Annotated in this window: 16 protein-coding genes and 1 rRNA gene; 7 read left to right on the top strand and 10 right to left on the bottom strand. The window is 74.1% G+C overall.

The window, feature by feature from the left end; translation table 11 throughout:
• Positions 1-20: 20 nt before the first annotated feature.
• Positions 21-137 (top strand): 5S ribosomal RNA (rrf, locus tag RM425_RS20980).
• A gap of 204 nt (positions 138-341) precedes the next feature.
• Here the strand turns inward: rrf and RM425_RS20975 are convergent.
• Both RM425_RS20975 and RM425_RS20970 read right to left on the bottom strand, forming a co-directional pair.
• Entirely contained in the window at positions 342-1,001 is a 660-nt protein-coding gene (locus RM425_RS20975; protein WP_311347180.1) for a DUF2461 domain-containing protein, read from the bottom strand.
• Positions 998-1,591 carry a GNAT family N-acetyltransferase gene (locus tag RM425_RS20970; RefSeq protein WP_311347179.1) on the bottom strand — a complete coding sequence of 198 codons (594 nt, stop codon included), beginning with the start codon at positions 1,589-1,591 and terminating at the stop codon, positions 998-1,000. The genes RM425_RS20975 and RM425_RS20970 overlap by 4 nt, the downstream gene beginning before the upstream one ends.
• Before the next feature lie 61 nt (positions 1,592-1,652).
• On the opposite strand from RM425_RS20970, the gene RM425_RS20965 reads away from it, so the two are divergent.
• The gene (locus RM425_RS20965) at positions 1,653-2,864 is read left to right on the top strand and encodes a winged helix-turn-helix domain-containing protein (RefSeq protein ID WP_311347178.1); all 1,212 of its coding nucleotides are present in this window, start codon (positions 1,653-1,655) and stop codon (positions 2,862-2,864) included.
• On the opposite strand, the gene RM425_RS20960 is transcribed toward RM425_RS20965, so the two are convergent.
• Both RM425_RS20960 and RM425_RS20955 read right to left on the bottom strand, forming a co-directional pair.
• On the bottom strand, positions 2,839-3,336 hold the full coding sequence (locus tag RM425_RS20960; protein ID WP_311347177.1) for a hypothetical protein: 498 nt from the start codon (positions 3,334-3,336) through the stop codon (positions 2,839-2,841). The two genes, RM425_RS20965 and RM425_RS20960, sit on opposite strands and share 26 nt — an antisense overlap.
• Before the next feature lie 48 nt (positions 3,337-3,384).
• Positions 3,385-3,801: a YkvA family protein gene (locus tag RM425_RS20955; RefSeq protein ID WP_311347176.1), complete on the bottom strand. Its 417-nt coding sequence runs from the start codon at positions 3,799-3,801 to the stop codon at positions 3,385-3,387.
• A gap of 56 nt (positions 3,802-3,857) precedes the next feature.
• Between RM425_RS20955 and thyX the strand changes: the two genes are divergently transcribed.
• The 5 genes from thyX to RM425_RS20930 all read left to right on the top strand — a co-directional run bounded on the left by thyX (position 3,858) and on the right by RM425_RS20930 (position 8,639).
• The gene (gene thyX / locus RM425_RS20950) at positions 3,858-4,610 is read left to right on the top strand and encodes an FAD-dependent thymidylate synthase (protein ID WP_311347175.1); all 753 of its coding nucleotides are present in this window, start codon (positions 3,858-3,860) and stop codon (positions 4,608-4,610) included.
• A gap of 76 nt (positions 4,611-4,686) precedes the next feature.
• Positions 4,687-5,493 carry a thymidylate synthase gene (locus tag RM425_RS20945; protein ID WP_311347174.1) on the top strand — a complete coding sequence of 269 codons (807 nt, stop codon included), beginning with the start codon at positions 4,687-4,689 and terminating at the stop codon, positions 5,491-5,493.
• Positions 5,494-5,508: 15 nt separating this feature from the next.
• Entirely contained in the window at positions 5,509-6,036 is a 528-nt protein-coding gene (locus RM425_RS20940) for a dihydrofolate reductase (protein ID WP_311347173.1), read from the top strand.
• Positions 6,037-6,045: 9 nt separating this feature from the next.
• Positions 6,046-6,942 carry a 4-hydroxy-tetrahydrodipicolinate synthase gene (gene dapA, locus RM425_RS20935; protein WP_311347172.1) on the top strand — a complete coding sequence of 299 codons (897 nt, stop codon included), beginning with the start codon at positions 6,046-6,048 and terminating at the stop codon, positions 6,940-6,942.
• The gene (locus tag RM425_RS20930) at positions 6,939-8,639 is read left to right on the top strand and encodes a ribonuclease J (RefSeq protein WP_311347171.1); all 1,701 of its coding nucleotides are present in this window, start codon (positions 6,939-6,941) and stop codon (positions 8,637-8,639) included. Before dapA ends, RM425_RS20930 begins: the two co-directional genes overlap by 4 nt.
• 47 nt (positions 8,640-8,686) lie before the next feature.
• Here the strand turns inward: RM425_RS20930 and RM425_RS20925 are convergent, their stop codons facing one another.
• The 6 genes from RM425_RS20925 to RM425_RS20900 all read right to left on the bottom strand — a co-directional run bounded on the left by RM425_RS20925 (position 8,687) and on the right by RM425_RS20900 (position 14,041).
• On the bottom strand, positions 8,687-9,334 hold the full coding sequence (locus RM425_RS20925) for a class F sortase (RefSeq protein ID WP_311347170.1): 648 nt from the start codon (positions 9,332-9,334) through the stop codon (positions 8,687-8,689).
• Between the two features lie 2 nt (positions 9,335-9,336).
• The gene (locus RM425_RS20920; RefSeq protein ID WP_311347169.1) at positions 9,337-10,059 is read right to left on the bottom strand and encodes a CHRD domain-containing protein; all 723 of its coding nucleotides are present in this window, start codon (positions 10,057-10,059) and stop codon (positions 9,337-9,339) included.
• A 63-nt stretch (positions 10,060-10,122) separates the two neighbouring features.
• Positions 10,123-10,806 carry an anti-sigma factor gene (locus RM425_RS20915; RefSeq protein WP_311347168.1) on the bottom strand — a complete coding sequence of 228 codons (684 nt, stop codon included), beginning with the start codon at positions 10,804-10,806 and terminating at the stop codon, positions 10,123-10,125.
• Positions 10,803-11,339, bottom strand: a complete 537-nt coding sequence (locus RM425_RS20910) for a sigma-70 family RNA polymerase sigma factor (protein ID WP_311347167.1) — start codon at positions 11,337-11,339, stop codon at positions 10,803-10,805. The genes RM425_RS20915 and RM425_RS20910 overlap by 4 nt, the downstream gene beginning before the upstream one ends.
• A 118-nt stretch (positions 11,340-11,457) precedes the next feature.
• A complete protein-coding gene (locus RM425_RS20905) occupies positions 11,458-11,985 on the bottom strand; it encodes a GNAT family N-acetyltransferase (protein WP_311347166.1) in 528 nt (175 codons plus the stop codon).
• Between the two features lie 52 nt (positions 11,986-12,037).
• Entirely contained in the window at positions 12,038-14,041 is a 2,004-nt protein-coding gene (locus RM425_RS20900) for a S9 family peptidase (RefSeq protein WP_311347165.1), read from the bottom strand.
• Positions 14,042-14,094 lie beyond the last annotated feature (53 nt).

Genomic DNA, 14,094 nt, shown 5'->3' with positions numbered 1-14,094 from the left:
TTCGAACAAGTTCACAGAGTTACGGCGGTCATGGCGAGAGGGAAACGCCCGGTCTCATTCCGAACCCGGAAGCTAAGCCTCTCAGCGCCGATGGTACTGCCCTGGAGACGGGGTGGGAGAGTAGGACACCGCCGGACAACTACTACCGAAAGGGCCCCAGCATCCGTGCTGGGGCCCTTTCGTCATGCCCGCACCCTCCCCACGTCACCGCGGAGAAGCCAGCCGCGAAGCCGCGGAAGAACAGGCCGCGGAAGCGCGGACAAGCGGGCCGCATGTCCGCGGAGAAGCAGGGCCGTGCGTCCCGGTCTCCCCTGGGGACCTACCGGGCCGAAGACCCGTGGTCAGCGGCGGGGTTCCTTCGTCGTGGCGCCGACATTGTCGGCCAGCCACGAATTGAGCTGTGCCAGGTCCCGCCAGGAGTCGCGGACCCGATCCAGGACCTCCCGCGTGTGCAGCCAGTCCTCGGGCGTCCAGCGCCGGGTGGCGTGCAGCGCCTTGTGCTTGAGCAGCTCGAGCCGTTCGGCGTCCGCTGCGTAGCCGGCCGGGACCCGCACGAGCCGGTCGCCCTCGATGGCCCAGCCCGCCGCCCTCAGCCGCTGGGTCTCCCGCTCCAGACGGGTGCCCTGCACGGGGTCGGCGACCGCGCGTCTGTAGCGGGCCACCTGATCGCTCTCGAGTCGCCAACTGCCGCCGGACACCATGAGCCCGTCGGCGGAGATCTGCACGTACCAGGAGCCGGCGCCACGCCCCTCGGGCGTGACCACCGCGCCCTGGTGCGTCTTGTACGGGGTCTTGTCGTGGGAGAAGCGGACGTCGCGGTAGGGGCGGAACACCTTGGCCGTGCCGAACTCCCCACCGAGCTCCTCCAGGAGTGCCAGCACGGGGCCGCGGACGAAGGACTCGTACTCGCTCCGGTGCTGGGTCCAGAAGGTCTTGGTGTTGTCCGCCTCCAGTCCCTCGTAGAAGACCAGGCCTTCGTCGGGGAAGCCGGCGAAGCTCATGCCGGGTCTCCTTCGTCGCCGTCCAGGAGGGTGTGCCAGCGGAGCTCGCGCAGCGGCTCGTCGCCGGTGTCGAGAGTCCGCGCCCAGCCGTCGGGCTCCCAGCCGGCCGACTCGTAGAACGATGCAGACACCTCGTCGGAGTCCGGAAGCCAGGTGCGCAGTCGGAGCACGCCCTGGGAGCGGGCCACGTCGACCACCGCCGCCAGCAGCCGGCTGCCGTGGCCGCGACGCCCCCAGCGGGGCTCGACCAGCAGCGTCGAGATGTCGGACGTCGGGGCGGCCGGGTCGGCGACCTCGCCGTCGGTCAGCTCGGCGGGGCCGACCGCGGTGAAGCCGACCACGGTGTTCCCTTCCAGGGCCACCAGCACGCGGTGTGCCGGCGTGGGAGCAGCCTCGACGGCGGCACGCCAGGTCCGCGCGGCGGCGTCCTCGTCCCAGGTGTCGAGGAGCTCGACGGGCAGCAGTGAGCGGTAGGCCGTGCGCCAGGCGACCGCCTGGACCCGGGCGATGTCCCCGGCGTCCTCCGGACGGGCAGGTCGCACCGACACGTCCGCCGAACCGGTCAGGCGGGGGAACGGGCTCGGGTCCACACCGCGAGCCTAGGCAGGACACCCCGAGCGGGATGTCGGTGGCTGACGGCAGGATCGCCCCGTGACCGACGTGCAGCGACTTCCGGCCACGCTGGCCAGGCGGATCGCGCTGGCCGCCCAGGGGTTCGCCGCGCCGCGTCCGTCGACGCCGGTCGGCACCCGGCAGCTGCGCGGGGTGGCCCAGCGGCTGGCGGTCGTGCAGATCGACTCGGTCAACGTGCTGTCGCGGTCGCACTACCTGCCCTTCTTCAGCCGGCTCGGTCCCTATCCGCGCGAGGCGCTCGACGCGGTCACGAACGGCCGGGGGACGGTGTTCGAGTACTGGGCGCACGAGGCGTCCTTCCTGCCGGTGCGGTTGCACCCCTACCTCCGCTGGCGCATGGCCGCGGCCGACAGCGAGGCCTGGGGATCGATGACCCGGGTGGCCAGGGAACGGCCCGAGTACGTCGCCGCCCTCGTCGAGCGGGTGCGCACCGGTGGACCGCTGCGCGCCGCCGAGCTGGGCGAGGCCCGTCCCGACCGGCCGGGCAGCATGTGGAACTGGCACGCCGGGAAGGCGGCGCTGGAGTACCTGTTCTTCACCGGGGTGCTGACCGCCCGGGGGCGGACGGCCGGCTTCGAGCGGGTGTACGACCTTCCCGAGCGGGTCCTCCCGGCGGCGGTACTGGCCCAGCCGGTGCCCGAGCGCGCCGATGCCGTGCGGGAGCTCGTCCGCACCGCCGCCCGCGCCCTGGGCGTCGCCACCGAGAAGGACCTGCGGGACTACTTCCGGCTGACGCCGGCCGACGCCCGGACGGCGATCGCCGAACTCGCCGACGCCGGTGAGCTGGTCGCCGTGGAGGTGGACGGCTGGGGGCGGCCGGCGTGGCAGGACGTGGCGGCGCACCGCCCGCGCTGGATCCGGGCCCGTGCGCTGCTGAGCCCGTTCGACTCCCTGGTCTGGGAGCGTCCGCGGGTGGAACGGATCTTCGGCTTCCGCTACCGGCTGGAGATCTACACCCCCGCGCGCAAGCGGGTGCACGGCTACTACGTGCTGCCCTTCCTGCTGGGGGACCGGCTGGTGGGGCGGGTCGACCTCAAGGCCGACCGCCAGGCGTCGGTGCTGCGCGTGCAGTCCGCCTTCGCCGAGGACGGCGTCGCGCGCGGTGAGGTCGCCGGTGAGCTCGCCGCCGAGCTGCGGCTGATGGGCGACTGGCTGGGGCTGGACGATGTCGTCGTGGGGCAGCGCGGCGACCTGGCCGGCGAGCTCAGCCAGGCGGTGGCGAGGCGCTGAGCCCGCCCGACTCGACGCCGATGCCGCCCAGCACGACCACGGCGTGGATGCGCAGGTCCGCGGCGTGTTCGTCGTGGGTGCGCTGCACCCCGCCGTCGGCGCCGATGCCGCCCACGCCGCGGAACCGCCACCAGACCCGCCACTCCGCAGGCACCCGCACCGCCAGGCCGGCCATGCCCATCCGCACCGTGAGGTCGATGCCGTGCGCGGGCAGCGGCAGGGCCGTCAGGTCGATCTCCCCGCCGGCCATCGCGAGGTCGACCCGCAGCCGGGACAGGTCCGGGTTCGTGGGACGCAGCTCGAGCCCGTTGTGGGTGACCACCCGGCGGATGCTCGTGCTCGTCGCGTCGCCCTCGTTCCGGCGCCACGCGGTGAGGAACCCGGCCAGCGCCACGACCGCCTGGAAGGTGAGCCAGCCGGCGATCCAGGGCCGCAGCCTGCGGAGCACGGACGACCGGCTCGGGTTCCTCATGGGGACAGCCTGCCGTCGCGAGCCTCGCAGGGCCAGGGTGCGGCGTGCTCAGCCCGGTGGCGTCCCGGCGGCCGGCAGTCCCGCGAGCCGGCTGACGAGCGCCAGCCCGGCCGGTTCGCCGGGCCAGTGCCGGGCCAGCGCCTCGGTGCCGGCCCGCCGGGTGACCGAGCGCAGCGTCCAGGCCACGAGCACCACGTCGTCGGCATGGCCCAGGAGCGGGATCACGTCGGGCACCAGGTCCAGCGGCGAGACCAGGTAGACCAGCAGCAGCCAGAGCCGGATCCGGACACCGCGCGGCAGCGACCGGTCCGCGGCCAGCCGGCGGACGAGCCGGACCAGGTCGGGCAGCAGCCGCAGCGCCTCGCGCGGGGCCAGGCTGCGCGACCGCCAGACCAGCAGGAGCAGGGCCACCCAGAGCAGCAGCAGCCCGCCTGCCACGGCCGCGGCGGTACCCAGCCGGTCCACGAGCCCAGTCTGCCGGGTCCCGGGGGAGCCGCCACGCCCGCCGTAGGCTCGGCGGCGTGCCCGAAATCGTGCCGCTGAAGGTCCAGGTGGTCGCCCAGACGCAGTTCACCCCACCGGCCGACGTCCCCTGGGAGACCGACGCCGAGGGCGGTCAGGCGCTGGCCGAGTTCGCCGGGCGCGCGTGCTACCAGTCGTGGAGCAAGCCCAACCCGGCCACCGCGACCAACGCCGGGTACCTCCGCCACATCCTCGAGGTCGGGCACCTCTCGGTGCTCGAGCACGGCACCGTGAGCATGTACCTCACCGGCGTCTCCCGGTCGCTGACCCACGAGCTCGTGCGGCACCGGCACTTCTCCTACAGCCAGCTGTCGCAGCGCTACGTGCCCGAGCACGAGGCCGAGATGGTCGAGCCGGCCGTCATCGCCGAGGATCCGGAGCTGCACGCCCTGTTCCTGGCGTCGACCGAGGCGGCCCTGGCCGCCTACGACCAGCTGCTCGCCGGCCTGGAGCAGCGTTTCGCGGACGCGCCCAACGCCACCCTCCGGCGCAAGCAGGCCCGGCAGGCGGCCCGTGCCGTGCTGCCCAACGCCACCGAGACCCGGATCGTCGTCACGGGCAACTACCGCGCGTGGCGGCACTTCGTGGCCATGCGGGCCAGCGAGCACGCCGACGTCGAGATCCGGGCGCTGGCCATCGCCTGCCTCCGGGAGCTGCAGCGGGTGGCGGGCAACGTGTTCGGCGACTTCCGGATCAGCACCCTGGCCGACGGCAGCGAGGTGGCCGCCAGCCCGCTCGTGGGGGAGGGCTGACCGCCTCGACCGCACCTCTGACCACGCCAGCCGCGCGGCTCCCGAAGCGTCGTCCGGTCGCCGTAGGCTCGGGACCGTGGCAGCGCCGATCGACACCCAGTACGAGGACCTCCTGCGCCGGATCCTGGAGCAGGGCACGCCGAAGCAGGACCGCACCGGCACCGGCACGGTCAGCCTGTTCGGGGAGCGGCTCCGGTACGACCTGTCCGAGCGCTTCCCGCTGGTGACGACGAAGAAGGTGCACTTCAAGTCGATCGCCGTCGAGCTGCTGTGGTTCCTGCGCGGGGACAGCAACGTGGGGTGGCTCCGCGACCAGGGCGTCACCATCTGGGACGAGTGGGCCTCGCCCGAGGGGGAGCTCGGCCCCGTGTACGGCGTCCAGTGGCGGTCGTGGCCGACGCCGGACGGGCAGCAGATCGACCAGATCTCCGCCGTCCTGGACACGCTCCGCTCCGACCCGGACTCCCGGCGCATGATCGTCTCGGCGTGGAACGTCGGCGCCCTGCCCGAGATGGCGCTGGCGCCGTGCCACGCGCTGTTCCAGTTCTACGTGGCCGACGGCAAGCTCTCCTGCCAGCTCTACCAGCGCAGCGCCGACATGTTCCTCGGCGTCCCGTTCAACATCGCCAGCTACGCGCTGCTGACCCGCATGGTCGCCGCCCAGGTCGGACTCGAGCCCGGCGACTTCGTCTGGGTGGGCGGTGACTGCCACGTCTACAGCAACCACGTCGCGCAGGTGACCGAGCAGCTCAGCCGCGAGCCGAAGCCCTTCCCCACCCTCGAGCTGGCCCCCGCGTCGTCGCTGTTCGAGTACACCTACGACCACGTCACGCTGCGCGACTACGACCACCACCCCGCCATCCGCGGCGCCGTGGCCGTCTGACCCGGGCGCGTCCGGGTGGCCATCGGCATGGTGTGGGCCCAGGCCCGCGGGGGAGTGATCGGCGTCGACGGCGCACTGCCGTGGCACCTGCCCGAGGACTCCGCGCTCTTCCGCAGGCTGACGACGGGGTCGACGGTCGTCATGGGCCGGCGCACCTGGGAATCGCTGCCGGACCGTTTCCGCCCGCTGCCCGGCCGGATCAACGTCGTCCTCACCACCGACCGGAGCTGGGCCGCGGACGGGGCGCTGACCGCGGCGTCGGTGGACGCGGTGCTGGCGGAGCACGACGACTTCTGGGTGATCGGCGGTCAGGCGGTGTACGCGGCGTTCCTGCCGCACGCCGACCGGCTCGTGGTCACCGACGTCGACGTCGAGGTGGACGGCGACACGTGGGCGCCGGCGCTGGACGCGGGCTGGGTCCGCACGGCGCGCACCCCGGACAGCGGCTGGTCGGAGTCCGCGTCCGCCGGGCTGCGCTACGCCGTGACCGAGTACGAGCGCGCCGACGCGACCGGGACCGAGCACTTGCGCGCGGCTCGGTAGATTCAGCCCATGACCACCGACCCCGCCCGGCCCTTCGGGCGCGTGCTGACGGCGATGGTGACGCCGCTGGCCGAGGACGGGTCGATCGACCTCGCGGGTGCCCAGGAGCTGGCCGCGCACCTCGTCGACCGCCAGGCGCACGACGGCCTCGCCGTCCTCGGCACCACCGGCGAGGCGCCGACGATGAGCGACGGCGAATCGCACGCGGTGCTCGAGGCGGTGATCGACGCCGTCGGCGACCGCGCCACCGTCCTCGCCGGTGTCGGCACCAACGACACCGCGCACACCGCGGAGCGGGCGCGGGCCGCCGAGCGGCTCGGCGCCGACGGCCTGCTGGTCGTCACGCCGTACTACAGCAAGCCCCCGCAGGCCGGCCTGCTGCGGCACTTCACCGCGGTGGCCGACAGCACCGATCTGCCGGTGATGCTCTACGACATCCCGCCGCGCTCGGTCGTCCCCATCGAGGTCGAGACCCTCGTGCGCCTGGCCGAGCACCCGCGGATCGTCGCGGTGAAGGACGCCAAGGGCGACTTCGGGGCGATCGCCTGGACCCGGGCGCGCACCGACCTGGCCTTCTACAGCGGCGACGACATGCTGAACCTGCCGATCCTCGCCATGGGCGGCGTCGGCGTGGTCAGCGTCGTCGGCCACCTCGTCGGACCGCGGCTGGCCGAGCTCATCGCCGCCGTCGAGGCCGGCGACCTGGCGCGTGCCCGCGCCGTGAACGACAGCCTGCTGCCGGTCTACACCGGCATCTTCCGCACCCAGGGCGCGATCCTGGTCAAGGCGGCGCTCAACGCTCTCGGCCTGCCGGCCGGCCCGGTGCGGCCGCCGCTGGTCGAGGCGACCGACGAACAGCTCGCGCAACTGCGCATCGACCTCGCCGACGGAGGCATTCAACTGTGAGTGGCCAGGTCAAGCAGCCCCATCTCGATCTCAAGGCCCCGCCCCCGCTGCCGCAGGGTGGTCTGCGCGTGATGGCGCTGGGCGGGCTGGGCGAGATCGGCCGCAACATGGCGGTCCTCGAGTTCGACGGGCAGCTGCTGGTCATCGACTGCGGGGTGCTCTTCCCCGAGGCCGACCAGCCGGGCATCGACCTGATCCTGCCCGACTTCGGCGTCATCGAGCACCGCCTCGACGACATCACCGCCGTCGTCCTCACCCACGGCCACGAGGACCACATCGGCGCCATCCCCTATCTGCTGCGCATGCGGGGCGACATCCCGCTGGTCGGGTCGCGGTTCACCCTCGCGCTGGTCAAGGCCAAGCTGCGCGAGCACCGCATCGACCCGGTGCTCGTCGAGGTCGCCGCCGGTGACGACCACCTGGCCGGGCCGTTCCACTGCGAGTTCATCTCGGTGAACCACTCGATCCCCGACGCGCTGGCCGTCGCGGTGCACACCCCGGCCGGCCTGCTGGTGCACACCGGCGACTTCAAGATGGACCAGCTGCCGCTCGACGGCGTCCTCACCGACCTGGGCGCCTTCGCCCGGCTCGGCGTCTCCGGCATCGACCTGCTGCTGGCCGACTCGACCAACGCCGAGGTGCCGGGCTTCGTCACCCCCGAGCGCAGCATCGGCCCGGTCCTCGACGACGTCTTCGCCCGCGCCACCCAGCGGCTGATCGTCTCCAGCTTCGCCAGCCACGTGCACCGCATCCAGCAGGTGCTCGACTGCGCGCACAAGCACGGGCGCAAGGTCGCGCTGGTGGGCCGCTCGATGGTCCGCAACATGGGCGTCGCCCGTGACCTCGGCCTGCTGCACATGGCCCCGGGGCTCATGGTCTCGCTGGACGACGCGGCCAAGATGCCGCCCGAGCAGGTGGTGCTGGTGAGCACCGGCTCGCAGGGGGAGCCGCTGTCCGCCCTGGGCCGCATGGCCCGCGGCGATCACCACCAGGTCACCATCCAGGCCGGCGACACCGTGGTCCTGGCCTCGTCGCTGGTGCCGGGCAACGAGACCGCCGTCTACAAGGTGATCAACGGCCTGGCCCGGCTCGGCGCCACGGTCGTGCACAAGGAGACCGCGCGGGTGCACGTCTCCGGGCACGCCCCCGCCGGCGAGCTGCGCACGCTGCTCAACGTCGCCAAGCCGAAGTACCTCATGCCGGTGCACGGGGAGTGGCGACACCTGCGGGCGCACGCCAAGCTCGCCGAGGAGACCGGCATGCCGACCGACCGGATCCTGCTGGCGGAGGACGGCGTCGTCGTCGACCTGGTCGACGGCAAGGCCTCGATCGTCGGCAGCGTGCCCATCGGCGACGTCTACGTCGACGGGCTCAACGTCGGGGACGTCGGCGAGGAGTCGCTGCAGGCCCGGCGCATCCTCGGCGACGAAGGCTTCGTGGCGCTGACCGTGGTGGTGGAGCCCTCCACCCGCACGATCGTGCGGCCGGTGCACCTGTCGACCAAGGGCTTCTCCGACGACCCGGCGGCCTTCGACGAGGTGCTGCGCCTGGTCGAGGACAACCTGCGGCGGGCGTTGCAGGACGACGACGTCGACCCGCACCGGATGTCGCAGATCATCCGCCGGACCGTCGGCAAGTGGGTCTCGGACAAGCACCGCCGCCGGCCGATGATCATCCCGACGGTGCTGGAGGTCTGAAGGAGGACGGACCCGGTGCCCCGCCCCGTGCCGGGGCACCGGCTCGGTCAGGGCAGGCGTTCGGCGGTGACGACCAGGTTGTCGGTGTAGCTGCGGGCACCCTGGTCGAACTCGCCGATGCAGGTGATGAGCCGGAGGACGTCGGTCGCCGTGGCCCCGAAGACCGCCGCCGTCGGGAACTCGCCCTTGGCCACCTGCTGGGTGTCGGAGACGGCGTAGCGCGCCGCGGTCCCGTCCGCCGAGGTCACCTCGACGAGGTTCCCGGGCTCGAGCTCGCGGAGGTCGTAGAAGACGGCCGGCCCGGCGGTGGAGTCGACGTGACCCATCAGGACGGTGGGCCCGCGGGCACCCGGCCGACCGCCGCCGGTGAACCACCCGACGCGGTCGAAGTCGGTGGGCACCTCGGCGGTGCCGTCCGCGGCGATCCCGAGGTCGACGAGCTCCTCGACCAGCCCGAGCGCGGGCACCGACACCGCGACCGGCACGGGCACCGACGCGGGATCCACCACGGCGGGCGCCGGTGGGGGAGCCGGGTCGCGATCCGCCCCGGCCGTCGGAGCGGACCCCGCGGAGGAGGGAGGAGACGGAGAGGCCCCGGGCCCGCTGCCCTGGGCGGCGCAGCTGACCAGGAGCGCCGCCGCCCCGGCCATCGCCAGCAGCGATGCCCGGCGCAGCGGAGCGGGCCCGGGGCGCACCCTCAGGCTCCGGCGGTGGCGCGACGGCGCAGCACGACCGCCCCGGCCGCGACCAGCACGCCGAGCCCGGCCACCGCGGGGAGCGCGGCGGACGAGGAATCGTCGGCCGTCGCCCCGGCACCGGTCTCGATGCCGCCGACCGGGATCGCGGTGAGCTGCCCGCGCACCGCGCCGGCCGGGGACGCGGCGGTGTGGGTGTCGGTGAAGAACGCCGACGGGCCCGCCTCGATCTCGGCCAGCGTGAAGCCCTCACCGGTGTCGGTGCCCTCGGGTGCCACGCCGGTCGTGAACGGACCCTCCAGGCAGCCGTTGCTCACCAGCGTGCCCGAGCCGTCGTCCTCGGGGTTCGGGAAGGCGATGCGCGGGGGACCCGACTGGCCGGGGGCGGCCTCGTGGATGTGGGTGGCGGTCTTCGCCGGGCTCTCGTACGGCGGCGTGATGCCCCGCACCGAGATGTCGTAGCAGATGATCTCGAGATCGGAGTTGATCCGGTACGTGAAGGTGCCCGACGCCCCGGCCGTCCCCGGCGTCGCGACACCGTCGGCGTTCACGACCATGTCGGGCGTCGCCATCGCGGTGAAGGCGCTGGTGAACGTGGTCGGTTCGGCCACCTCCGTCTCGGCCGAGGCGGTGCCCGCCCCGGTGAGGACGGCGGCGCCGGTGAGGGCGGCGGTCAGTGCGGTGCGGGCGACGGTCGGGCGCATCCGGGTCACGGGTGTCTCCATGTTCTCGACGGGATCGGTCGGGTGGGTCTACGCACCCCGCCGGCCCGGCGTTCACCGCTCCGGTCAGAACGTCGAGCGCAGGACCACCGACCCGTCGTCGTCGAGGACCTCGAAACCGGCGGCGTCCTCGCGGAGCACGGAGGAGTTGAGGTTGCAGTCCAGGTGCTCGGCGCCCACGCCGACGAACTCACCGGCCGGCGACAGATCGCCGTCGTCCTCCCGGACGGCCACCCGGTAGACCTCGCCGGCGGTGAAGCCCTCCCCGGACAGCCGCACCTCGACCCCCCACGTGTGCGGCACCACGTCGGCGGTCGCCGTGACACCCGGTTCCGCCACCTCGACCGCCACGGCCTCCAGCGGCGGGGCGGGGAGCACCGGCCGGACCAGCCAGCCGACGGCGAAGGCAGCGGCCGCGATCCCGACGGCAGCGACCGAGGCGGCCAGTCTCGTACGGCGCCTCCGGCGGGCGGCGAGGTCGGTGGGCCGGTCCTGCTCGGCGGCGATGCGCGCGAGCACCGCGCCGCCCAGCTCGGGGGGCGGGCCGGGCACGTCGTCGAGCCGGTCGGGGTCGACGTCGGCCAGCCGGGCGGCCAGCGGGGTCAGCTCGGCGAGCTCCGCGCGGCAGCTGGCGCACCCGTCGAGGTGGGCCCGGACGGCGGCGCGCTCGTCGGCGTCCCCGCGCCCGAGCGCGTAGACGCCGAGCCCCTCCCGCAGCCGGCGGTGGGCATCGCCCGGCAGGTCGCTCACGGTTCCACTCCCATTTCCTCCATCGCCAGGCGCAGTGCCTTGAGCCCGTAGAACACCCGGCTCCGCAGGGTGCCCACCGGTATGCCGAGCTGTGTCGCGACCTCTTCGTACGGCCGGTCCCGCAGGTGGGTCTCCACGATCGCGGTCCGGTGGTCGGCGCCGATCCGGCGCAGCGCCTCCTCCACCACCCAGGCGTCCACGAGCCGGTCGTCGGCCGGCGGCTCGGTCATGGGCGCCGCGTCGCCGTCGTCGGTCAGCGTGCCCTGCCACGGGCGGACGGCCGACCGGCGCGCCTCGTCGACCACCGCGTTGCGGGCGATGGCGAACAACCAGGTGCGCAGGCTCGCCAGCCGGGGGTCGTAGGACCCGGCGGCGCGCCAGGCGCGCACGAAGACCTCCTGGACGACGTCCTGCGCCGCGCCGCCGTCGCCGAGCTGCCGCAGGGCGAACCGGTAGAGCTCGGCTCCGTGCGCGGCGTAGGCCTCGCGGACGTCGAGGGCGGCGGCCGGTGCGGCGCCACGATGGCGTGCCATCCCCGCCCCCCGACCGGCTGCCCGCGGTGCCCCCGGGCGGCACCGTCGCAGGGCATACGTCGCCGGGCGGCGATCAGTTCACCGGGAGGGGGAACTCGTCGCGCCGGCCGCCCCGGGGTCATCGCCGCGCCGGGAGGTCAACCTCGAGTCGCATGACGGACCTCGGCCACCGGTCCAGGCCGTGGGCGGCCTCGTGCCGGCGGATCTCCCGCAGGCCCGGGGTCAGCTCGTCCGGCTCCAGCGGCCGGAACCCGAGCCGCCGGTAGTAGGGACCGTTCCACGGCACGTCGGTGTAGGTGGTCAGCGTGACCGCGGGCAGACCGCGTCCGCCGGCCCAGGCCACCAGGTGCCGGACGAGCTCCCGGCCGTGCCCGTTGCCCGCGGCGTCGGGGTGCACGCTGACCTGCTCCAGGTGGGCGCACCCGTCGACCTCGTCGGCCAGCAGGTAGGCCACCGGGCGGTCGTCGTCGCCGGCGAGCACCCAGACGCGGCCGGCCCGCGCGTACTCCCGCAGGATCTCCAGCGACGGTGGCTCGTCCTCGGCGACCAGGTCCATGCCCAGCGCCGCGAAGGACCGGCCGGCGGCACGCTCGATCTCGCGCAGTGCCGGCAGATCCTCCTCGCGGGCGGGGCGGATGTCTGTCATGCCGAGTGGGGCCCGGAGGGTCCCGCGCAGGCGTGACGCGGGGCTCCGCGCATCAGGGGGACGGCACCTGGTCGCGGTGCTGCCCGGAGGGCAGCAACGGAATCGGGCGGATCCCTTCGTCGGCCGGCAGGTCGAACCCCCAGACCTGGGCGTAGAAGGAGAGCTCGCCGTCCAGCGCGGCGCGGATGTTCTCGGCCTTGCGGAAGCCGTGCTGCTCTCCGGGGAACAGCAGGTAGGCGTGCGGCACCCCCTTCTCCCGGAGCGCGGCGACGATCGCCTCCGCCTGGTCCGGCGGCACGATCGCGTCCTCCTCGCCCTGGAACACCGCCAGCGGGGTGTCCAGCGCGTCGACGTGGTTGATCGGCGACCGCTCGGCGTACACGTCGGCGCCTGCCGGCCAGGGCGCGACGAGCCCGTCGAGGTAGCGCGACTCGAACTTGTGCGTCTCGGCGGCCAACGCGCCCAGATCGGCGACGCCGAAGTGGCTCGCCCCCGCGGTGAAGACGCCCGGGCGCATGGAGAGCGCCGCCAGCGTCGTGTACCCGCCGGCCGAGCCGCCGCGGATGGCCATGCGGGCCGGATCGACCCGGCCGGCGTCGGCGAGGAAGCGGGCGCACGCGACGACGTCGTCCAGGTCGACCACGCCCCACCGGCCCTGCAGCGCGTCGCGGTACCGGCGGCCGTAACCGGTCGAACCCCGGTAGTCGACGTCGGCGACGCAGAATCCGCGCGAGGTCCAGTACTGGACGGCGAGGTTGAGCACCGGCGAGGCCGCCGAGGTCGGGCCGCCGTGGACGACGACGAGCAGCGGGGGCAGGTCGCCGTCCGGGGCGGAGACGTCCGGATTGGTCGGTGGGTAGACCAGCGCGTGCGCGACGTCGATGCCCGTGCCGGCGTCCCGGGTCGGGAAGGAGACGTGCTCGGGCCAGGAGTTCCAGGCCGGGTCCAGCCCGAGGTCGCGCGCCGGGCGCAGCACCGTGCCCTGCTCCTCGCCCCCGTCGAGGGGCACGCGCAGGACCACCGGCTCGCTGTCCGGCCCACCGGCGACGCAGACCACGTCGTCGCCGGCTGCCGCCAGGTTCCGCAGCGCCGCGTACGGGAGGCCGATCTCGCGCACGTTGCCGTCCGCCTCGAGGACGGCGAGCCGGTCCCTCCCGTCGCGGCCGTAGGCGAACGCCACCCGGCCGCCGGTCAGCAGCGCGAAGCGGCTCTGCCCGAACACCCACTGCGGACCGGCGATGTCGGCTCCCACGTCGACGACGAGCTCGGCCGCCTCGTGGGGCCGCTTCCGGTACAGCGACCAGAAGTTCGTGCGGTCGCTGAACCACCACAGCGCCAGGTCCTCGCCCCAGGTCGGCTGGACCACCGACTCCCCGGGGCCACCGGCGAGCACGTGCTCGGTGCCGTCGGCGGCCCGGACCACCAGCTGCGCGGCGTCCCAGGGCATGTGCGGGTGGTCCCACCGCAGGAAGGACAGCGTGACGCCGTCCGGCGCGAGACGCGGGTCGGAGACGAAGTCCGGGCCGGAGACCAGGACCTCGGTGCCCTCGTCGGTGATCCGCACGATCTCGTTGACCACGTCGGCCGCGTTCCCGGAGGCCGGGTGGGTCTCCCGCACGGCGAGCACCCCGGCCGGGGTGACGTGCAGGTCGGCGTGCCGCACCCCCGACGGCACCTCGGGTTCGGGCGTCACCGGCACGGGGGAGTCGCCGCCGCGGTCGAGTCGGTACAGCCGCTGGTCGGAGAACTCGGTGAACCACAGCGTGCCGTCGGCGACCGTCCACGCGCCGCCGCCGTACTCGTGCACCCGGGTGCGGGCGTTCCAGGGCGCGGGCAGGACGTCGGTCACCGCGCCGTCCGCCGCCCGCCGCACGACCACCGTCCGGCCGCCCTCGTCCGGGCGCGACTCCGCCCACCACACGTCGCCGGGGCGGGCGGGCGAATCGTCCACCACCACCTCACCGAGGCGGGCGGCCGCGCGGACCACGAATTCGGAGGTGATGGGGGTCGGCCAGCTGCCATGTCGACGAGGGGCACGGTGGAGCGAGGGGCTCATGCCTGTGACGTTATGAGATGGCGGACCGGTGCGGGACACGACGCCCGGCCTGC

Source organism: Blastococcus goldschmidtiae (assembly GCF_031845325.1).
Classification (GTDB): domain Bacteria; phylum Actinomycetota; class Actinomycetes; order Mycobacteriales; family Geodermatophilaceae; genus Blastococcus; species Blastococcus goldschmidtiae.
Note: the sequence above shows the minus strand (reverse complement) of the source record. Positions and strands in the feature narration are given on the sequence as shown.

Excerpts from the sequence above, each read along its gene's own strand:
- RM425_RS20975 (WP_311347180.1), bottom strand. The coding sequence starts at position 1,001 with ATGAGCTTCGCCGGCTTCCCCGACGAAGGCCTGGTCTTCTACGAGGGA.
- RM425_RS20960 (WP_311347177.1), bottom strand. The coding sequence starts at position 3,336 with ATGAGGAACCCGAGCCGGTCGTCCGTGCTCCGCAGGCTGCGGCCCTGG.
- dapA (WP_311347172.1), top strand. The coding sequence starts at position 6,046 with ATGACCACCGACCCCGCCCGGCCCTTCGGGCGCGTGCTGACGGCGATG.
- RM425_RS20920 (WP_311347169.1), bottom strand. The coding sequence starts at position 10,059 with ATGGAGACACCCGTGACCCGGATGCGCCCGACCGTCGCCCGCACCGCA.
- RM425_RS20910 (WP_311347167.1), bottom strand. The coding sequence starts at position 11,339 with ATGGCACGCCATCGTGGCGCCGCACCGGCCGCCGCCCTCGACGTCCGC.
- RM425_RS20905 (WP_311347166.1), bottom strand. The coding sequence starts at position 11,985 with ATGACAGACATCCGCCCCGCCCGCGAGGAGGATCTGCCGGCACTGCGC.
- RM425_RS20900 (WP_311347165.1), bottom strand. The coding sequence starts at position 14,041 with ATGAGCCCCTCGCTCCACCGTGCCCCTCGTCGACATGGCAGCTGGCCG.